General features: G+C 35.2%; 18 protein-coding genes. 8 read left to right on the top strand and 10 right to left on the bottom strand.

Features of this window, described 5'->3' with window-relative positions:
* The first annotated feature begins 191 nt into the window (after positions 1-191).
* Positions 192-1,544: a UDP-N-acetylmuramate--L-alanine ligase gene (murC, locus tag J8281_RS02115; RefSeq protein WP_210196077.1), complete on the top strand. Its 1,353-nt coding sequence runs from the start codon at positions 192-194 to the stop codon at positions 1,542-1,544.
* 13 nt (positions 1,545-1,557) lie between these two features.
* On the opposite strand, the gene J8281_RS02110 is transcribed toward murC, so the two are convergent.
* From J8281_RS02110 to J8281_RS02100, 3 genes are all read right to left on the bottom strand, one after another.
* Positions 1,558-2,157: an FMN-binding negative transcriptional regulator gene (locus tag J8281_RS02110; RefSeq protein ID WP_210195923.1), complete on the bottom strand. Its 600-nt coding sequence runs from the start codon at positions 2,155-2,157 to the stop codon at positions 1,558-1,560.
* A 3-nt stretch (positions 2,158-2,160) separates the two neighbouring features.
* Positions 2,161-2,604: a DUF1569 domain-containing protein gene (locus J8281_RS02105; RefSeq protein WP_210195922.1), complete on the bottom strand. Its 444-nt coding sequence runs from the start codon at positions 2,602-2,604 to the stop codon at positions 2,161-2,163.
* Positions 2,605-2,699: 95 nt separating this feature from the next.
* The gene (locus J8281_RS02100; RefSeq protein WP_210195921.1) at positions 2,700-3,143 is read right to left on the bottom strand and encodes a hypothetical protein; all 444 of its coding nucleotides are present in this window, start codon (positions 3,141-3,143) and stop codon (positions 2,700-2,702) included.
* A gap of 228 nt (positions 3,144-3,371) precedes the next feature.
* Between J8281_RS02100 and radC the strand changes: the two genes are divergently transcribed.
* From radC to J8281_RS02070, 6 genes are all read left to right on the top strand, one after another.
* Entirely contained in the window at positions 3,372-4,070 is a 699-nt protein-coding gene (gene radC / locus J8281_RS02095) for a DNA repair protein RadC (protein ID WP_210195920.1), read from the top strand.
* Positions 4,071-4,082: 12 nt separating this feature from the next.
* Positions 4,083-5,387 (top strand): hypothetical protein, encoded by a 1,305-nt coding sequence (locus J8281_RS02090; protein ID WP_210195919.1) that lies wholly within the window; start codon positions 4,083-4,085, stop codon positions 5,385-5,387.
* Complete coding sequence (locus J8281_RS02085) at positions 5,380-6,066, top strand: YjjG family noncanonical pyrimidine nucleotidase (RefSeq protein WP_210195918.1); 687 nt, start codon at positions 5,380-5,382, stop codon at positions 6,064-6,066. The genes J8281_RS02090 and J8281_RS02085 overlap by 8 nt, the downstream gene beginning before the upstream one ends.
* Positions 6,067-6,108: 42 nt before the next feature.
* Positions 6,109-6,684 carry a hypothetical protein gene (locus J8281_RS02080; RefSeq protein ID WP_210195917.1) on the top strand — a complete coding sequence of 192 codons (576 nt, stop codon included), beginning with the start codon at positions 6,109-6,111 and terminating at the stop codon, positions 6,682-6,684.
* 132 nt (positions 6,685-6,816) lie between these two features.
* Positions 6,817-8,223, top strand: a complete 1,407-nt coding sequence (locus J8281_RS02075) for a DUF5723 family protein (protein WP_210195916.1) — start codon at positions 6,817-6,819, stop codon at positions 8,221-8,223.
* Between the two features lie 6 nt (positions 8,224-8,229).
* Complete coding sequence (locus J8281_RS02070; protein WP_210195915.1) at positions 8,230-9,066, top strand: hypothetical protein; 837 nt, start codon at positions 8,230-8,232, stop codon at positions 9,064-9,066.
* Positions 9,067-9,081: 15 nt separating this feature from the next.
* Here the strand turns inward: J8281_RS02070 and J8281_RS02065 are convergent, their stop codons facing one another.
* Positions 9,082-10,365, bottom strand: coding sequence for a replication-associated recombination protein A (locus tag J8281_RS02065; RefSeq protein WP_210195914.1), 1,284 nt, complete (start codon positions 10,363-10,365; stop codon positions 9,082-9,084).
* Between the two features lie 147 nt (positions 10,366-10,512).
* Here J8281_RS02065 and J8281_RS02060 point away from each other — a divergent pair, with 147 nt between their 5' ends.
* Positions 10,513-11,259 carry a rhomboid family intramembrane serine protease gene (locus tag J8281_RS02060; protein WP_210195913.1) on the top strand — a complete coding sequence of 249 codons (747 nt, stop codon included), beginning with the start codon at positions 10,513-10,515 and terminating at the stop codon, positions 11,257-11,259.
* Between the two features lie 10 nt (positions 11,260-11,269).
* On the opposite strand, the gene rlmB is transcribed toward J8281_RS02060, so the two are convergent.
* The 6 genes from rlmB to J8281_RS02030 all read right to left on the bottom strand — a co-directional run bounded on the left by rlmB (position 11,270) and on the right by J8281_RS02030 (position 21,535).
* On the bottom strand, positions 11,270-12,004 hold the full coding sequence (rlmB, locus tag J8281_RS02055; protein WP_210195912.1) for a 23S rRNA (guanosine(2251)-2'-O)-methyltransferase RlmB: 735 nt from the start codon (positions 12,002-12,004) through the stop codon (positions 11,270-11,272).
* A 308-nt stretch (positions 12,005-12,312) separates the two neighbouring features.
* Positions 12,313-13,560 carry a hypothetical protein gene (locus tag J8281_RS02050; protein ID WP_210195911.1) on the bottom strand — a complete coding sequence of 416 codons (1,248 nt, stop codon included), beginning with the start codon at positions 13,558-13,560 and terminating at the stop codon, positions 12,313-12,315.
* Between the two features lie 60 nt (positions 13,561-13,620).
* A complete protein-coding gene (locus J8281_RS02045) occupies positions 13,621-15,012 on the bottom strand; it encodes a SusD/RagB family nutrient-binding outer membrane lipoprotein (protein WP_210195910.1) in 1,392 nt (463 codons plus the stop codon).
* Positions 15,013-15,022: 10 nt separating this feature from the next.
* Complete coding sequence (locus tag J8281_RS02040) at positions 15,023-18,199, bottom strand: SusC/RagA family TonB-linked outer membrane protein (RefSeq protein WP_210195909.1); 3,177 nt, start codon at positions 18,197-18,199, stop codon at positions 15,023-15,025.
* A gap of 520 nt (positions 18,200-18,719) precedes the next feature.
* Complete coding sequence (locus J8281_RS02035) at positions 18,720-19,769, bottom strand: hypothetical protein (RefSeq protein WP_210195908.1); 1,050 nt, start codon at positions 19,767-19,769, stop codon at positions 18,720-18,722.
* A 47-nt stretch (positions 19,770-19,816) separates the two neighbouring features.
* The gene (locus J8281_RS02030; RefSeq protein WP_210195907.1) at positions 19,817-21,535 is read right to left on the bottom strand and encodes a SusD/RagB family nutrient-binding outer membrane lipoprotein; all 1,719 of its coding nucleotides are present in this window, start codon (positions 21,533-21,535) and stop codon (positions 19,817-19,819) included.
* Between the last annotated feature and the right edge of the window lie 21 nt (positions 21,536-21,556).

The raw sequence follows: 21,556 nt of genomic DNA, 5'->3' as shown, positions 1-21,556 counted from the left end.
GAGGGAATGAAGCATATGAATTAGGGAACTCTATTCGTAAATAATTCAACATCTGTAAAATGAACGAAATAGTGTTCAGGTTAATACTAAGGTTAAAGTTATGCGTAAAGCGGGTTAAAAGTGGTTTTTTAATTTCTTACAATAGTATTAGATGTAGATTGTATCTTTACAATCAGATTTAACACTATATGATGCAAGTACATTTTATTGCGATAGGAGGGAGTGCGATGCATAACCTTGCCATTGCGCTACATAAAAAGGGATATGAAGTTACAGGAAGTGATGATATGATTTTTGAACCTTCAAAATCCCGATTGGATAGCTATGGATTGTTACCCGATGCTTTTGGTTGGTTTCCCGATAAAATAACTAATACTATCGATGCCATTATCTTAGGTATGCACGCAAAAGAGGATAATGTAGAACTACTCAAGGCTCAAAAATTAGGGATTACCATTTATTCTTATCCTGAATTTTTATTTGAGCAGTCTAAAAATAAAACTCGTGTCGTTATTGGGGGCTCACACGGTAAAACGACAATTACCTCTATGATTTTGCATGTTTTGCACTATCATGATAAAGAGGTAGATTATATGGTTGGCGCTCAATTGGATGGTTTTGATACTATGGTGCATCTTACCGAAGAGAATGATTTTATGGTGCTAGAAGGGGATGAATATTTATCTTCTCCTATAGACCGTAGACCGAAATTTCATTTGTATCGGCCTAACATTGCATTAATAAGCGGTATTGCTTGGGATCATATTAATGTTTTTCCAACGTTTGAAAATTATGTCGAACAGTTTAAGATATTCGTAAATGCTATTGTTAATGGAGGAGCTTTGGTGTATAATGAAGAGGATGATACGGTAAGGAAGCTAGCTGAAGCTTCAGAAAATCCAATTCGGAAATTTCCATATGCCACACCTCAATATACTATTATCGAGGGAGAAACCTTATTACAAACCCCAGAAGGAGAAATGCCTATCGAAGTTTTTGGTGCTCACAACGTAAGCAATCTGGCCGGAGCAAAATGGATTTGTCAGCACATGGGTGTTGACGAAGATGATTTTTATGAAGCGATTGCCTCATTCAAAGGCGCTTCAAAAAGATTAGAGAAAATAGCCGAAAATGCTACGTCTATCGCCTACAAAGATTTTGCGCACAGCCCTTCAAAAGTAAGTGCAACTACAAAAGCTGTAAAAGATCAATATCAGGACAAGACTATTATTGCCTGTCTAGAATTGCATACGTATAGTAGCTTAAATGCTGAATTCTTACAAGAATATAAAGGCGCTTTGGATGCTGCAGACGAAGCGGTAGTTTTTTATTCTCCCAACGCGGTTAAACTTAAACAATTAGAAGAAGTATCTATAGCTCAAATTGAAAAAGCATTTTCTAGGCAACATCTACTTGTTTATACCGATCCTAAGCAATTTAAAGATTATTTACGAAACAAAGATTTCTCGAATACAGTGTTGGTATTAATGAGTAGCGGGAGTTATGGCGGACTCGATTTTGATGAAGTTAAAGAGTGGTTTTAAACTATTCAAATGCTTAAAAATGTTTCTCAAACATAGTGTTTACAAAATCTGCTATAGATTTTTGATTGTTTCGAATAAGCTCTTGTTTAGCATTTTCTATATCTGTAGGAGTTTTATCCTGGCTTAGTTTAAACTTACCTTCCCAATGTTGTACCTCGATTTCAAAACAATGAATGTAAGGGATGAGTCTATCCATCCTCTTATCATTAATGTCTAACTTGAATTTATAATCCGGTGATTCGAGATATGCTGTCATAACAACCATCGAGTTTTTGATTACATCTTGATCTTTGATTTCTTTAGTAATCCCTGTAGCATGAGCAATAATGTAGTTCCATGTAGGTAGTTGTTTTGTGTGATAAATCGACGGAGAAATATACGTTTGCGGTCCCTGAAAAACTGCACAAACAGTATGATCATCTTTTAACAAATCAACATGGGGATTATTAGCATCAATGTGACCTACCAATTTGTGGTCATGAAAAATTAAAGGAGCATGGGTAACAAACGATTTGCTGTTTTTTGCAGAAATGATTGTAGCCAAAGGATAAGTTCGAGCAACGTGCTCACTATTACGCAAATTATGGTCTTGATGATAGGGTGGTGGATACAAAACTTATACGTTAAATTGTTGAAGGTGATGATCAAGGTGCTTGTACTGCATTTGTCCCCATTGCATAGTGGTGAACTTACCAAACATAGGATGAGGTGGCCACTCTTTTAGATCTTTTTGTTTATTGAATTCAATTATCAATGCTAGTAATTTGTCTTTTTCTGCTTTGAAATCCTTTTGTTCTACAACCTTTAGTTTCGGGTGGGTGGGCAAGTTTTTTCTCCACGGTTTATCGTTATACAGTGATTTTTTGAAGAACAATTTGGCCAGTAGATTAGGCCGAAGTACTGGGTGCTCCTTTTGTAGCGCAATTTTTAAAGGAAACTGACAATGATGAAGCATTTGCGAAATATTCATTTTCCCCCAAGACGGGAGGCTGTCATGAGATAGCTCGTTTACTCTAGATTTAATTTCTTGTAGCGAAGATTCTTCAAATAATGAGTTCATAAATATGTATCATTTAAATGGAAACATGCTCAAAAATAATAAAAGCGAATCATACGACTCGCTTTTGCTATAATATTCTATCTAATTTTGTTATTTTAACTTGCTTCGTCAAAGAATAGGCTCAAAAAACCGTCAAGATCATCTGTGCTCGCTATATCTTTGGGAGTGCCCAAATTTATCATTAATGGCTGATCTTTTATAGTACCATGTAGAAAGTACTGAAAAGTAGTTCCCATTTTAAATTTATATCCTTTTAATTGAGAACCAAAAGAAGTAAAAGTGATTTCTTTTTTAGAACTATTACTTTCTGCAAATGCGCTTATGGTAGCATCAAAAACCGCAGATAACATATCATCTGTATAATAATCCCATTTTATTGAAGTGCCATCGCAAGCTTGTAGTTCATATTCAGATTGAGCTTCACATCCTCTGGGAACTTGTATGTTATTTCCTACCAAATTTAAAAAGGAAACTTTGTTATCCTGACCGTAAAAACTCAATGTTACGAGAAATAAAACAAGGGTAATAATATTCTTCATAGATAGGTTAATTTGAAGTTGTTAAATTATTCATTTTAGGATTTTGGGTGACCAAATATAGTAAAACTTTCATTTTCAAACAAATATCTAAGTTAAATATTGTAATATGAATATCAAAATTCTATAGATATGTGTATTTTATCAGGTAATAATGTGTTGTTTTTGAGATAAATACTTTATACTTATACCTAAAAATAAAGATCTAATTTTAACAATTCATATACATAAATGAAAGCACAAAACGGTTCTTTTTCGATTAAGGAGTGGAGTGAAAATGATCGTCCAAGAGAAAAATTAATCGCTAAAGGGAAAAACTCTTTGACTGATGCAGAATTAATTGCCATACTGATAGGATCGGGTAATCGAGAAGAAAGTGCCGTGACTTTGAGTAAACGAATATTAGCCAGTGTAGATCATAAGATTGATGCATTGGGAAAGTTGTCAATTAGTCAATTAATGAAATTTAAGGGTATTGGTGAAGCAAAGGCAATATCTATCGTGGCGGGATTAGAATTAGGGCGCAGAAGGAGGGAAGAGGAAAGAGAAGTAATTTCAAAAATAACTTGCAGTAAAGATGCTTTTGATCTTTTGCATACGGTTATAGGTGATTTGGATCACGAAGAATTTTGGATGCTATTTTTAAACAATGCCCATACGGTTTTACGGAAGAAACAGATAAGTATTGGAGGGAAGACAGGAACTTTAGTAGACGCTCGTGTGGTTTACAAAGCTGCTTTAGAGTTTGGAGCTACTGCCATTATCATTGCGCACAATCATCCTAGCGGCTCCCTTACTCCAAGTACATCAGATAGGGATCTCACTCAAAAACTTGTACAGGCTGGAGCAAGTTTAGATATCAAAGTATTGGATCATCTTATTATTACCGAAAAGAGTTATTTTAGCTTTGCAGACGAATCCTTATTATAAAGCACTATTGCGATGGTATTAGTTCATGTAAAAAAAGTAACTCCACGAGTTTCTTATATCTTTAAACATATTTGTAGAAGAATTCTAGGGATTGAAGTCGATTTGACATCAAAAATTGAAGCTTTTATTGCCTACGATGGCCCTAAGTTTTCATATGGAAAACAACCGCTAGGGAAAGAACTCTATTTCCAGAGTGTCGATCTACTTTTTGAACATGGCTTAACCACCGTACCGATACAAGTAATGAATTGGGAAGAAACAAAATGTTTCTTTCAGGTGAAACACCCTAATAGCGCTTTACCATTTGATATATTTGCAGCTTCTTTCTACTTAATCACTCGATATGAAGAGTACATGCCCCATGTAAAAGATAATTTAGGTCGTTTTCCCGCAACAGAAAGTATTGCTTACAATCATGATTTTTTGGAAGACCCTGTAGTCGACATATGGGCTTTCAAATTTAAAAATGCGCTTATTCATAAATACGCACATCTAAAATTTGATAAAAAGAAATTTAGAATACTTCCTATTCTTTCAGTTAGTGAAACATTTGCATATAAGAACAAAGGATTTTTAAGATCTTTGGGTGCGATAATGCGAGACTTGTGGAGACTTCGTCTAGATCAGCTTTCTGACAGAATAAAAGTCATACTCGGACTTAAAAAAGACCCCCTCGACACTTTTGATTTTATAATAGGGCTGCAGCAAAGAAAAAAACGACAATGCAGAGTACTATTTGGTTTGGGGGATTATTCAAATTATGAAAAAAATATCAGTTATAATAGTCTTCAGCATAGGATTATCATAAAACATATTGCAGATTACATTGATGTAGGGTTAAAAGTTTCTTATCACGCACTTAGTGATCTTTCAACATTCGCTAAAGAAAAATTAAGGATCGAAGGTATTTTAAATAGAAAATTGGATTATGCGCTATGTTCATTCTTCAAAATAAAGCTACCAGAGGCCTATAGAAATTATATAGAGTTGGAAATAGAAGAAGATTATTCTATGGGTTATTCTAAATACTCGGGCTTTAGAGCAGGAACTTGTACTCCGTTTATGTTTTATGATCTGGATTACGAGGTGCAAACTCCGTTGGTTATCCATTCTTTTTGTATTGCGCCTCTCGGGAAAAGAGAAGATTTTAATAACGAAGCTGCTGCCAAAAAGCAGATCCAAGCATATATAAATAAAATTAAAAAAGTTGATGGTACATTTATACCTGTGTTTAGTAATGTGCTGTTTAGTGAGCTTCATAATCAAACGTTTTGGAGATCAATTTTTGAATTAATTTGGAATACAGAAGATGAATAGTAGCATTAAACATATTTTTTTTGATCTTGATCATACCTTATGGGATTTTGATAAAAACTCATCACTAGCTTTTGATAGATTATTTAAGAAATTTGAAATTAAACTGGACCTTGTTTCTTTCTTGCAAGTATATCAACCTATTAATTTAAGGTACTGGAAACTTTATAGAGAAGAAAAAGTGACCAAAGAAGAACTTAGGCGTCAACGACTTATCCAAGCATTCGACGCTTTAGGAAAAGAGTACGCTCTAGATCTTATAGACAGTATGGCTCAAGACTACATCGCTTTTTTGCCTCTTCATAATCATTTGATTGATGGAGCATTAGGGTTATTAGAATATCTCAAGCCCCTGTACACATTACATATTATTACTAATGGCTTTAGAGAAGTTCAAAATAACAAATTAGAAAGATCGGGGATCAAAGAATTTTTTACGACTGTGACTAATAGTGAAGAAACCGGAGTAAAAAAACCTAACCCGATAATCTTTGAACATGCCATCAAAATCTCTGGAGCGGCAGTAGAAAATAGTGTGATGATTGGCGATAATTACGAGGCAGATATTTTAGGTGCCCAGGCAGTAGGCTTACAAACGATATGTTTTAACTATCATCAAACAGAGCTGCCTTTAAACAATCTACAGGTTTCATCTTTAAGTGAGATTACGAAGTATCTTTGAATCAAAAATTTGTACTTTTGTTGAAAATATTTCTACCCTTTTATGAAATTAAAGAAAGTATGCACATTCTTTTATTGTATAGGTTTTTTTGCATGTATCGTTGCGTGTGTAAAAGATGTGGATTTTGATCAAATAGAAGACGTAGTTCTGACTCCTGTATACGAGGTAGATTTTATTTACTCTAAGTTTGATACAAGCCAATTCATAGATTCTAGTATTCCTCCTACAGTAACTTTACCAGAAGTCGTTATTAGCGATACTCTTAATTATGATTTACTAGGCACAGATTTTGTAGTCGAAAATCTAGAGCAAGTCATACTTTCTTTTGAATTTCGCAATACTATTGAACGAGAGTTTACCTTTAGTTTTGGGTTTTTAAATGATTCCAATCAAAGAATCGGTTCATCATACACTGTAGTTGCGAGCGCAGGCGAGGGATCTAACACAGATCCTGTGTTAACAAGCGAAGTAATTCTATTGGATAAGAGCGATATTACAACTCTAAGTGCCGCTACAAAATTAATTACCGAGATACGGGTACAAAATGTTAATGTTTCTTTAAGTGGTGTCTTAGAGTTGAAGTCAAAAGGAACGTATTTCATTACTTACGAATTATGAAATGAGCATAAACTTTTTTCAGCATACCCCTACCAATATATTTAAAATAAGTTTGTGCGAAAACGAAGTGGTTACATCTGTTTATAATTTTGTAATTACTTATTTTTCATTGAATTACAAATTTTTAAACAGATGAAAGGTATTATATGTTTGATTTTTTTGTTATATGGCTTCCTCTTAAATTCTCAAAACAAAGAACTTTTGTATGATTTTGTTGATGTGCCTCAAGCCTTGTTACTCAATCCTGGTGCCAATACTAATTTTAAATTTCATGCTGGACTTCCATTATTATCTCAATTTCATATCAACGGTGGACTTAGAGGTGCATCATTACACGATGTTTTTGCAGATGATGGTAGAAATATCAACGAAAAAATAGAAATCACGCTCGCACAACTTTCAAGTAAGGATTACCTAACGTTCACACAACAGCTTGAAATTTTAACTATAGGTTGGAGAAATAAAAGGAATGAAAATATTTATTATTCGGCTGGGATATATCAAGAATTGGATTTTATTGGATATTTTCCAAAAGATTTTGCCGTTTTGGCATATCAAGGTAATCAGGATTTCATTAATCAGCCGTTTAAACTCTCTAATATAAGTGGCTCAGGAGAATTATTAATGACATATCATTTTGGGTACTCTAAAAAAGTGAGTAAAAATTTTACGTTTGGAGCGAGAGCCAAACTCTATTCCAGTATGCTGCATCTTCGAAGTGCAAGAAATAGTGGTACATTCACCACCGTAGAAACCCCTCAAGGAAATAACGTTTACCAACACATCATTAGTAACGCAGATGTAATTGTGCGTTCTTCTGGAATATCTTCGCTTAGAGAAATTGAAGCAGAATCAACTTCAGCAGAAATTAAAGAAGGCATAAATAAACTTTTGGGAAGAGCGTTGCTCGGGGGTAATCTGGGTATTGGACTTGACGCTGGTTTTACACATATGATTAACGATCAACTCTCGATTACCGGAAGTTTTAATGATTTAGGTTTGGTATACTATACAAAGGATATAGAAACTTATAGCGCTCGCGGAAATTATGTTTTTGAAGGTTTCGAAACTCCTATTCAATTCTCTGGACAGGATCCTGAAAACTTTCTTGAAGAACTGGAAGAGGCCGTTCCTTTGGATACATTGCGAACTAATTATCTTACCATGCGCCCTTTAAAATTAAACGGTTCTATCAAATATTCGTTTAATAAATATGATGATGGTACATGCTATTATTGCATTGCAGGAGAAAGTCCGCCGTATCAAGACGCCTTTGGACTACAATTGTTCACACAATTTAGGCCTAAAAGACCTCAATATGCGGCTTCTGTATTTTATTACAAACGGTGGTTTAATTTTTTAAGAACAAAAATTGCATATACAATAGATGAGTATTCATTGTATAACGTAGGATTTTTAATTTCCAGCCATATTCAAAAAATTAATTTTTATATTTCGACTAATAATATACTAGAGTATGCTAATCTTGCAAAGGCAAGAGGAGTATCTATGCAATTTGGTTTTAATTTTATACTATAAACAGTTATGATTCGATTTCTTTTTGTTGTTACACTAACCTTTTTTAGTCTGGGTGTTTTTGCCCAAAAAAGTATAAATGATTTTAAATATATTGTAATACCTAAAAGCTTCGAGTTTCTAACAAAAGAAGATGCCTATCAACTCAATTCTTTAACTCAGTTTTTATTTAATAAATATGGTTTTAATGCATATGTGAGAGGTAAAGATATGCCAAATGATCTGGCAGAAAATAGTTGCAAGGGTTTATTGGTAGACCTAAAGAAAAAATCTAGCCTTTTTGTAAGTAAATTGATGATAGAATTAACCGACTGTCAGGGCAACGTTGTATTTCTATCATCTGTTGGTACAAGTAGGGAGAAAGATTTTAAAAAAGCGTATCAAGAAGCATTACGAGATGCATTTAAGGATATTCAAAATTTGAATTACCAATACAATGGGGCAGGAGAAGGGAGCGAAAATAATATAGTTCAAGTAACTCCTATTCCTTTAAAAGAAAAACCATCGACTTCAATGCAGCCTGCTCAAAAAGGTGAGGCATTACGCAAAGCTCCCATAACATCACAGGAGTTAAAGGTGGAAGATTCCAATTCTAAGACCTTTATATTAAATGATAAGGAGTACGTATTTGAGAAAAAAGAATACGGATTCGAGCTTTTGGAAAATCTAAAGGAAAGTACAATTTCTAGTGCTAAGATCTATAAACTTAAAAGAGATAACACGTATCTGGTAGAAGGAGGGGACTGGAGCGGTAGTGGACATTTTGATAGTTTTGGAAATTTTATTTTAGAGAGGATTAATCCTGCTACTCAAAAGATAATTCTCGACACTTTTGCCAGACGGTAACATTATCAGATATTGCTAATACCCATATTTCTCACCCCACCTGGATTTAAGAAAAGTTCTTAATGCGTTTTCGCGTTGATTATCACCAGGCTCATAAAGTTTTGTGTTTTTAATCTTTTCAGGTAAAAATTCCTGATTTGCAAAATTTTGTTCGTGATTGTGAGCGTACTGGTAATCTTCACCATATCCAAGCTCTTTCATTAGTTTTGTTGGTGCATTACGAATCGATAGCGGTACCGATAGATCTCCGGTTTCTTTGACGAGTTGTTGCGCTTTATTGATAGCCAAATACGACGCATTGCTTTTTGATGAAGTAGCTAAATATACAGCGCACTGACTCAAAATTATCCGGGCTTCGGGATATCCAATAGTAGTTACAGCCTGAAATGTGTTATTAGCCAATATCAAAGCAGTCGGATTGGCATTGCCGATATCTTCAGAAGCTAAAATAATCATACGTCGTGCAATAAATTTGAGATCCTCTCCTCCTTCAGTCATTCGTGCCAGCCAATAAACTGCGGCATTGGGGTCGCTTCCTCGAATAGATTTTATAAACGCAGAAATAATATCATAATGTTGATCTCCCGTCTTATCGTATCGTACCGTATTTTGTTGTACTTGCTTTAATACAAGATCATTCGTGATAATTACACTATTTTGTTCCTGGCTCGAAACTACGAGTTCAAAAATATTCAACAATTTTCTTGCATCGCCACCGCTAAGCCTTAATAAGGCGTCAGTTTCTTTAAGCTCAATAGGTATTGATTTTAAATACTCATCTTCTTGTATTGCTCTTTGAAGTAAAGCTTCTAAATCGTCTTTATTAAAAGGATTTAAAATATACACCTGGCACCTCGATAATAATGCAGGAATAACTTCAAAACTTGGGTTTTCGGTGGTTGCTCCGATAAGGGTAACCCAACCTCTTTCTACAGCGGCTAATAAAGAATCTTGTTGCGATTTACTAAAACGATGTATCTCATCGATAAATAGTATGGGATTCTTCGCAGTAAATAAGCCTCCGCTCTGTTTTGCCTTTTCAATCACCTCTCGTACATCTTTTACACCGCTGTTTATAGCACTTAGTGTATAAAAAGGGCGTTGCGATTCTTGAGCAATAATATGTGCTAAAGTCGTTTTACCAACTCCTGGTGGTCCCCATAAAATTAAAGATGGAATACTACCTTTTTGAATAAGTTGTGTCAGCGAACCATTTTTTCCTACCAGGTGTTCCTGACTTAAATACGATAGCAAAGATGAAGGTCGTATTCTTTCTGCAAGTGGTTTATTTGAATCCATATGTACAAAGTTACAAAGCTTTACAAACAGAATAGGATAGATAACTCTTATAATATTAAAATAATAAAGTTAAATAGAGAGGAGAACTGTCAATTTTTCTGAATAAAGACTTTTGGAATTGTTTTTGATATATTTATTATAAGGGATATGAAAACTGAAGATTTTAATTTTAATACAGGTGTAATAGGGTATCCCATACTTTTTGTACTAAGTATCTGGATCATTTTTTGGATCGAAATACGTTTCGGTTTCAATTTTAGTGATTACGGAGTGTTACCAAGAACTTTGGAGGGGTTAAGAGGTATATTATTTTCTCCATTTATTCATGCCGATCTTACGCACTTATGGCACAATACGCTACCCTTACTTATTCTATCTGCAGCTTTATTTTATTTCTATCAATCAAACGCTTTTAAAGTTTTAATTATCGGCCTACTGTTAACGGGAGCAGTTACCTGGTTATTAGGTAGGCCAGCAAATCACATTGGTGCCAGCGGAGTAGTGTATATGTTATTTGGTTTTCTTTTTTTTAAAGGTATTGTTGCAAAGCATTTTCGATTAATTGCTTTATCTTTTATAGTGGTATTTATTTACGGAAGTTTAATTTGGTATATTTTGCCTATTGACCCCAAAATTTCTTGGGAAGGTCACCTGTCTGGATTAGTTGTAGGAACATGCTTAGCATTTCTAATACGAAAAGGCGTCGCAAAACCCGAGAGGTATAATTGGCAATCACCTGATTATAATCCTGAGGAAGATGAGTTTTTAAAGCATTTTGATGAAAACGGAAATTTTATAGAAAGCAAACCTATAGAAAAAGAAGAAAATTCTATTGATATTGAGATCATCTACAATTACAAAGCCAATTCTAAAAAGTCAAAAGAAACTGACTAAAAAGTAAGGGTTACAATCGTTGTCTTATCACTTCATACAAATAGACTCCACAAGCAACTGAAACATTAAGCGAACCAATAGTTCCAAAAAGAGGTAGTTTTGTTCGCTTATCTGCTAATTTTAAAACAGAATTAGATATGCCCTTACCCTCACTCCCCATGATAATGGCTGTAGGTATTCTCAAATCGGTAGCATAAATGGTATCGGTTGCTTTTTCTGTAGCAGCGATAACCTGGACTCCAGAAGCCTGTAAATAAAACATAGCATCTTTGATATGATCAACTTTGCAGATTGGAACCTGAAATACTGCACCAGCAGAAGTTTTGATAGTATCTGCATTAACTGGGGCACCTCCTTTCTTTTGTATAATAATTCCGTGAACTCCAGTGCACTCAGCAGTTCTAATAATAGCTCCGAAATTACGTACATCAGAAAGCTGATCTAATATTAAAAATAAAGGTATATCGCCAGATTCAACTACGTTAAGAACAAGATCTTCTAATTTATAATAATCGATAGGAGAAGTATAGGCTACTGCACCTTGATGATTTTTACGAGTTAATCGATTTAATTTTTCATTAGGCACATAAGTAATCGTTATATTTCGTTGTCTTGCTAGCGCAGTTAATTCTTTTGCTAAAACACCTTGCAGTCCTTTTTGAACAAACAGTTTGTCTATAGTTTTTCCGGCTGTAATAGCTTCGATGATTGCTCTAATGCCAAAAATTAAGGATTCTTCTTTCACATGTTTAAATTTTAGTAGTTATATGTTAATAAATTGATTATGAAACCTGCCTGGCGGCAGGTAGGTTGAGAAACCTTGTAACCACTCCGTTCATACATTTAGAATTTTAAATCCTGCCCGCCACCTGGCTAGTTCGCTAAAAATGTTTACTAAATATTTTTTTAACGCTCCACCCTGTGATGTGATTTTTAAAATTCTTAATATTAATTTCATGTGGATAAAGATATATAAAATGTGAAGGGTTCTTTATACTTCAAATAAAAAAAGGTGATCATTAGATCACCTTTTTAAAAAGATAGCTTATATGCTTAAGACATAGGAATAATACTACTTTCCCTAACCAATATATCGAATTCTACTCCAGGATCTGCTGCAGATGGGTTAGTTATAGTCACTTCATTTACGAGAATAGCGCCATAAAATACTTTATCTACAGGTTCCTCAGCTGTTCCAACATTTCTAGTAATTTTATATACGTAAATGTCACCGTTCTGCACTTGTACCGAACTTACAGCCGTACCTGCGTCAAAATCTTCTTTGGCTTGCTCTACATCATTATAGGCTTCAAAGGCTTTTGCACCATTTATACTTAATTCTACAAATTCTATATCAGTAGTATACGTCTGACCATCATCATTAGTATTGCTTATCGCCTCAAAACCTTGTGGACCAACAAATTCAATGTCACCAGAGAATGCATCTTTAATAGAAGTTTCACCTGTTAATAAATTTAATTGGTTTCTAGTAGTGTCTTTGGCAAATACACCTTCAACGATTTCACCTAGAGGTTGAGGTACTATGGCTACTTTTGTTTCTGTTGTCTGACTTAGTGTACCACTAGTGGCAGTAAATGAATATATAAGAGTATCTCCTTTACTTTTATTATATTCAGTAATATAAGTTTCGCGTTCTATTACTATAGAATCATTTACTCTATTATTACTAATCTCAAATTGATCAGAGATATCTGCCAGTTGAGTGCCATTTTGATCCCTTACCGTAACTACAAAACTGTCTATAGGTGCAACACCTGTCGAAGCACCAAATTTGATTGCGCTTGTTGCAGTGTCTTTTACAATTACAGATTTTACTTCTTGAGAGACTTGAGTTACATTTCGTACAGTTACTGTTTGTCTAACAAAAGCAGGAGAAATTTCTCCACCTTCATACGTAATATCCAAATCAAAACTTCCTGTCGATTTAGTATCTCCTTCTTCTTTCCCAGGAAAAACAAATGGCAATAAAGTTGATGCGCTAAAAGTAGCCACATCTCCTGATATAGTAGCCGTACCTATATTTTCATCTTCAGAAAAAGTGTCACCATCTTCAAATTCTTGACCTTCTTTAACTATAGAAATACTAGTGATTTGATTATTGCCTGACAAATTCAAAGTTAAATCTGAATTGGCGTCTAAGGCTGTAATCTCACTATCCTCAATTCTTATGGTAGCTCCGGCTGTTGAACCTGTAGCTCCTATCGCTTCATCGTCATCAGAACAAGAGTGTGTCGTGATAATAATTGAAGCAATAAATATACTTTTTATTAATGTTTTCATTTAAATTTTATTTATAAACAGTTATTAAACTGCGTTTTATTTTTAAGGTATATTGCATTTTTATTGAAAAGCCCATGTGCCATCGTCTAATAAATGTCCTCCTTGTCTAGAAATAGCATCAGCATATGATTCAGGATTTGAAACTCTTTCAGAAATTGGGTATAATAAACGTCTAGGAATAATACCAGAAGGGTTTAATCCATTTGAGCCATCGCTAGAAGGAGTTAACTCAGGAATTCCAGTTCTTCTGTAATCATTCCATACTTCAATTGGTGCAACGCCATAGAGTGCTTTGTATTTTTCTGATATAATAGTTTCCAAGTCGGCTTCTAATGCTCCTCCTAGAGCTAATTCACTTGTGTAAATTGCTATTTGAGGCGAGGGTATTCCTATATATTCCATATTGGCTGTAACCGCTGCTACGAGAGCATCACTTCCATCTTCACCGGTACGTTCTAAAGCTTCAGCTTCAATAAATTTTTGTTCCCAGTATGGTATTAATATTCCGGGAGATTCTAGTCTACCCCAAAACAGATTATCATTGCCTTGTTGATAAAATAAATTCGAACCTTCAACTAAAACCATATAACTCGATTTTCTAGGATCTCCATCCATAAGGTCTGCAAATCTAGAATCCACAATCATGGTTTCAGGTCTACCTACACCGAATAGGGCTAATGGGTTTCCTTCATTTTGATTATTTCTCCAATCAAAAACAGCTTGATCATCGTTACTAGTCATAGCATTTTCCAATGCACCTAGGGCATTCGAAGCCGCTTGCGGATTAACTTTTGTTAATTGTAAGTAATATCTAGCTTTTAATGCATTTGCTACTTGTATCCATTGTGCATTAGTAAGACTTACTAAACTTCCTTGAATTCCTCCGGAAGTATCCTCAGCAGTCAAATCAGCAATTGCTTCATCTAGTATACGAAATATAGCTTCATAAATAGATTCCTGAGGATCGTAAGCTGGAAATAAATTATCTTCCCCTTGGAATGCCTCACTAAAAGGAATATCACCCCAAACATTAGTAGCCATACCTAGGTTAGCTGCTAAATATATTTTGGCTATTCCTCTCGTATTTATACCATTGCTATCTTCAATTTTATTGATAATTTGAACACAATCTCTCATTGATCCAACATAAATTCCAGTATCCCAAAAGTTATCAGAATCAGTTTCCTCAATCACATAATTTGTATATCCTACTTGCTGCGCATCTGCTCCAATCCATTGTTGCATAACGATCCCAGCCAAACGAGCTAGTCCAGCTGTAATATTTCTATGAGATTGTGTTTGCATAACTGGCATAATCGCATTAATAGGTACTATGCTCTCATCTGGTCGAGTAATATCATTATTCGTATCACCATACTCACAAGATATAAATAATGTGGTTATAGTCATCAATAGAATAAAAGTGATGTTTATTTTATATATTCTTTTCATTTTTACTTTTTTAAAAGTTAAGTTTTAGTGAAACAGCATAACTTCTAGTGTTGGGCTGATTAAAATACTCTAAGCCTACTCCATTCGAATCACCAGTTAAATTAGTTTCGGGGTCAATCCCTGGATAATCTGTATCTAACCATAAGTTTCTTCCAGAAAAAGTAATAGAACCTGAAGACAGAGGTGTTCCATTCAACATTTTATCCCCAAAGTTGTATGTTAACGAAGCTTCTCGTAAACGAACCCAAGAAGAGTCATATACATTGTCTTCACCTATACCACCAAAGCCATATCTAGTCCATCGGTTCACTCCAGTTGCATTATCTGCTAGTGCAACTGCTCTAGTATTTCTTTCTCCTGTAGATTGAACTACGCCATCAAATACAAAATCTGTAATTTCTCTTTGATCAGCAGTTCTTTGACTTACTCCAAAGAAATCTAAAATTCCACAAGTTCCACACCATACATCACCGCCTTCTCTGATATCAAATAATACAGATAAAGATAGATTCTTGTATGAGAAAGTATTTGATATACCCGCTGTCCAATCTGGAACTGGGTCACCAATGATTCCAGATGTGCTATCCGCAATAGGGAATCCATTATCATCGATTAGTATATTCCCGCTATCGTCTCTTAACCAACGGTTACCAAATATAGCACCAAATGCTTCACCTGGTAATACTCTAGATGACACTGATGTAAATCCTTCTAATGTGAATGACTCAACACCTGGAGCTAATTCTATTACATCGTTTTCAAAGGTAGTCCAATTTAGGTTCACATCCCATGAAAAATTATCAGTTTGAATGGGAGTGAAATTAGCCGCCACTTCGAAACCATAATTATCAATCACCCCTACGTTGGAATTACGGCCATTGAAACCAGTAGAAGGAGCTACATCAACTGGAAAAATTACTCCAGTAGTTTCTTTATCGTAATATGTAATATCTAAACCAACTCTAGAATTGAAAAACTTTAGTTCACCACCAATCTCAAATTCGGTTGTTTCTTCGGGAGTTAGCTCACTACTACCTGATGCCGCACCTCTTTCCAATGAAACCACTCCGAATGCAGGGAATTGATTTACAAGATTACCTATGAATCCATCTCCACCTGCACTACCAGCTTGGAAAAAAGTTCGTGTTGCATAAATATCTGCATCATTACCAGTTTTACCGTAGGATGCTCTTAATTTACCATAATTAAACACGTCACTTTCTATTAATTCACTAAATACAAAACTACCACCAATACTGTATGATAGGAAATCGTTATTGTTTTCTGGTAAAGTTGAGGACCAATCGTTTCTTACACGACCTGTTACAAATAACATATCGTTAATTCCGAACTTAGCTTCTCCGAAAACCGCATCAGTTTTCTTTCTTCGAGAATAGAAAAAAGTTGGATTACTATTTACTTGATTTGATGTATTTGATATATCAAAGAATCCTGGAATTGTAAGTCCTATACCTTCTACGTTTCTTCTTAAATAATCACTAGAGTAATTTTCGTAACCTATTAAACCATTAAAAGTGATAGATTCGGAAATATCTTTATTAAAAAGTGCAAGGAAGTTAGTTGTAATATCTTCATTAAAAATATTATCGTCAAATACACTACCTGCTCTATTAGCAGCAGAATTAACGTCTATTCCTCTCTTACGAATATCACTATATCTATCATAAGCATATCTACCTTGTAAGGTCAACCAGTCTGTAGGCCTATACTCAAACGATAAACGACCTGTAAATCTATTAACATCATCAGTAGCTGGATTTTTTGAGACCGTCCAATATGGATTATCATACACACCTGCTCTATAACTTCTTTGTGAACCATCTTCTAATTCATAAACATCGGTTACTCCAACAGCATTTCTTCCCGTTAGTCCGTTGCCATTATCAAATGTAGGTGTCGTTCTTAACAGTCCGAGCATTATCCCTGAAATATTAGAACCTCTCTGCACTCTTTGTCCTCCAGAATTTACATAAGAACCACTTGCAGAAATTTCAAATTTCTCAGAAAGATCTGCAGTGATATCTGCTCTAAATGATTTTTTCCCGAAACTTTCAGTAGGTGCTACACCGGTTTGATCTAGTTTACCACCAGAAATATAATAACGAACGGTTTCTGTCCCACCTCTAACAGACACATTTAAATCTGTAAGTAGACCTTTTACGAAAAAATCATAATGATCATAACTCTCTGCAGCACGACCATTACCTTCTCCTACCGGAACTAAACGCCCGAATCTATGATAGGGATAGGAAGTGTCGCCATCATACTCGAGTGTAGAAATTCTAGGACCCCAGCTATTTCCATTAAACGATTCTGGGCCTGAATAAACACCATTATTACCTTGAGCGAATTCTCTTTGAAGATCAGGAACCTGAGTGATCTCACTCATTTGTACTGTTGTATTCACTGAAACTGTTGGAGCGCCAGTTCTTCCTTTTTTAGTGTTAATAATAACAACACCGTTAGCAGCTCGCAAACCATAAAGTGTCTGAGCAGCTATACCTTTCAAGATAGAAATACTTTCTATATCATTTTGATTGATATCTATTGCTCGGTTTGATTGGTCAACACCGTTAGTTTCATTACCCACACTAGAATTGTCAATAGGAACACCATCTACAATAAATAATGGAGAATTATTTCTGACGATAGAAGTATTACCGCGAATTCTAATATTCGCCGAAGCACCAACAGAACCAGAAGAAGTAACTACAGAAACCCCGGGAGCTTTGGCGGTTAAAGCACTGACGACGTTAACCTCTCCGGTATTTTCAATTTCATCATCTCCCACAGTAGCTATTGCATAACTTAGAGATTTCGGTTTCGATTTGATTCCTTGTGCCGTAACTACTACCTCCTCTAATTCGGAAGCTGAAGCAGCAAGCTGTATATTGATGGAGTCTCCATCTCCAACTGCTACGTCACGTGTTTCGAAACCAACATAACTAAAAGATAGTACAGCACCTCGGTTCGCTTGAATGGTATAATTACCATCAAAATCGGTCTGTGTACCGCTTGCTGTATTTTTTACAACAACATTAACTCCAGGAAGAGGTAACCCTTTATCGTCGGTTACAGTTCCTGAAATTGTTTTTTCTTGTGCAAAAGTGAATTGCACAACAAACGCTAGTAATAGCGTTAAAATTCCACTAAACTTTGTTCTCATTTTACAATTTATTTGAATTAGCCAGTTCCAAAAATCATAATAATATCTTTATTAAACAACTTTTTAGTATTAAAATTTAGAGAGTATCCCTTATCAAACGCGCAAATTTAAAGTCTTTGCTAAGGTTATGCTGGTGGGGTGTAGACAAGTTTTGTTATGTTTTTTTTATGGAGTAAGTGTCACATTATGAAGCACTTCTTAAGAACTTAGAATACGATCGAGCAGGATTTTAATTTACAAATATGGCTAGAATGAGTGAGGCTTCCACAAGGAAGCCTCAACATAAAAAATATGAAGTAATTATCTGTGATTAGGAGTTTAACCCGCTTTATGCATTAGAAAATCTATTACGGCTTTAAACTGCTGCAAAACCAAGCACTACGTTGTATTTTTAAGTTTCACCGTAGCGATGCTATGCTGAAACTTAGAAAACACTCTTCCAACGCTACATCTCGCCCAAAACAGTGCTTTGTCGTGCATTTTCAAACCTCATAACGAAATTCTAATGCATAAACCGGGTTTAATCTTCTTGTGCTTCAAAAAGTTCAGGCCAAATTTTATTATCTGGTCTTGTAAGCACTACTGTCCCTCTGTCTCCTTCAGAATTACTGAAATCTAAGGTGATATTTGCTTCTGATATTTCTGTAATTGTATAGACATAAGTAAATTCTTTTTCATCACCGTTGTCTTGTTCAGCAACAATTTCACCATCAGCGATTAATTTTGTACAATCCCAAACTACACTACCGTCAGAAAAATCTATTCTTTCAAAAGTCTCAGTGTAACAGTTGTTAAATTGTCCAAAGCTTATATCAGTAGTTTTGTATTTGCCCCTGTCATCAGTTTCAGACCAAGTTACTTGTCCAGTAGGAAAAGTAGTTTCGCTACAATTGCTTAGCCCTCCGGGAGCCGATGTTAATGAAATAACCTCGTAATCATAAGTTCCTGCCAGCGTTTCGGTAATGGTACAGCCTATAGTCGTTCGATAGGTGTATGGCGAAGAAAAATATGACCCCCCAGACACATTACCGTTGGCATCATCTACAGAAAATGTTCTTCCATCTGTTAATTCGAGTGCAAATCTAAGTTTAAAATCATCTTTTCCTTGGATACTACCTTCGGCAACTTCAGTAAATGCGATCAGTTCTTCCGCGGTAAACGTTATGATGGATATAGGAACACCTCTTTCGCCAGGTTGAAAATCTGATGGTGTCAATGTTTTAAATAATGCTTCTTCGGTGGTAAGATTAACATCATTTTCATCTATTTTGTTATCACCATTCGTGTCGACTCTGGTGTTGTCTATAAAACTAACAAAAATATCAACTTCTTTAAGTAACTCACCGCCTTCTTTATCCTGCTCTTCTATGGTAAGTATGTAATTGGCATCCTCTTCAAATTGTGTGGTGAGGTTATTGTATATCATATTATTATCGATGTCTATGGTTCTTAAAACACCACCGCTAGTAACTTGGTCTAATATGATATCTACTGTTTTATCATCACTAGAGCAGCTTACTATGCAACCGATAAGTATGATCAGGTTTAAGCTTTTAATCATTTTTTTCATAATCGTGTCTTTTAAAACTTCAATGTCTTTATCTTTCCATAGTAAAATTAATTGGCTATGGGAAAAGCTGGTGAATCGGGATTGTTATCCCAAAATACTTTTTGTGTTTGGTTAGGTTTTGGACCAACAGAAGAATTATTTGTTGTTAAATCTGCCGGATAAGGGAAGGATCTTATAAAATCCCCGGTAGCAGGATAAGGTTCTATATTGGGTTGTAAGGTCGTTGGATACCCCGTTCTTCTATAAAAGTTATAAGCATCAATTCCATTTCCGAAAAGTGCAACCCAGTATTGCTCGGCAATAACATTCCATTTCTCTTCTGGTGTGGTTGCTGCCGCAAAATCATTGGTTACATTGTTTATAAAAGTAGAAATCTGTGTATTGTCTGGTTCAAAGGATAGGTTTGCGCTATTATCGAGCACTCCAAACGTTCTTACCTTATTAATTGATTTTGTAATTCCGTTTTGTAAAGCACTTAATGCGGCTCCATCGTTCATTTGTTGCATTGCTACTTCTGCCAACATGAAATCAACCCACGATGATAATAGGATAGGAGTAATGCCTTGTCCTTGACCTCCATCTCCTTGAGAGGTTCCTTGAAAGCTGCTATCATCAAAACGACCAGCGGCGGGATAGACTCCAAAGGTAGTTCGAAGAAAACCATCTGGTGGGATTCCATCATCATCTCCATGATCACGACCCCAGTATCCATTATTTAAGTAACAGAAAGTAAAATTACCGTCGATATAATGTTGTGGAGCACTTTCGAGAGAACAACTTAATGTTTCTTCATTCGGTGCAGTTTCAGCCCCGGGAACAACGTTAGTTTGTCTATAATAATAGTATCGAATTCTAGGATCATTAGAGGTAGACATTAAATTCATCAACCAATTCGACATATATTCATCTGCGCCATCGGCTTCAAAGTTATTGGCATACCTTGGGTGACGATTGTCTGGCTGAATTTCATTAGTACCCCAGGAAAACTGGAAATCTTCATCTGAAGTCTGGATGTAATTATTGGTGTTAACGATTTCATTGAATCTCGTTAATGCTTCTTGATCTACTAATCTTTTTTGCAAATAAATTTTCATTTTAATTGTATTTGCAAGTTTAATCCATTTTTGCCAATCTTTTCTATAATAAAAATCATTCTCGGGTTGGGCTGAGGCATCTCTTTCAAAATTTATAATGGCCTCATCAAGTAAATCTAAAGCAGCATCGTATACTATTGATCCGTCATCGGCTCTAGGATTTAAATTATCATTTCGCTGAAGAGCTTCAGTATAAGGAATATCTCCAAAAAAATCTACAAGTGTTACGATAATGTAGGCTTCGATAACTTGTGCTATGGCCAGATGTTGATATAACTCATTCTCTACGGCAATAGGTTCAAGCGCTCGAACATCGGCTAAAATCCCATTAAATGTTTGGTTATGACCGTTTTGATCGGCAAAAGAAAGTCCTGTGGACTGATAGGATCCACTCCATACGTCATTAAATTCTGCGGGAGCATATACATTTTCATAATCCCTTCCATTCATATTGTCAATACGAGTAACTTGTCCTCCGATGGCACCAAAACGCTCTACAACTTTACCAAAATCTATCTGGATCGAATTTAAAAACAGATCAGGATTCGACTGGTTTTGTTCTAAATCATTAGGGTTTTTAGTAAGGTCCAACTCTGTAGTCTCGCAAGAAGTAAGAAGCAAGCTTATCATTAGGATAAACGTCAAAAGATGTTTATTTATATTCAATTTCATTGTCGTCATGATTAATTTTTT

It is taken from the genome of Aquimarina sp. U1-2 (assembly GCF_017897595.1).
Lineage (GTDB): Bacteria > Bacteroidota > Bacteroidia > Flavobacteriales > Flavobacteriaceae > Aquimarina.
This window is presented reverse-complemented; position numbering and strand designations above follow the sequence as displayed.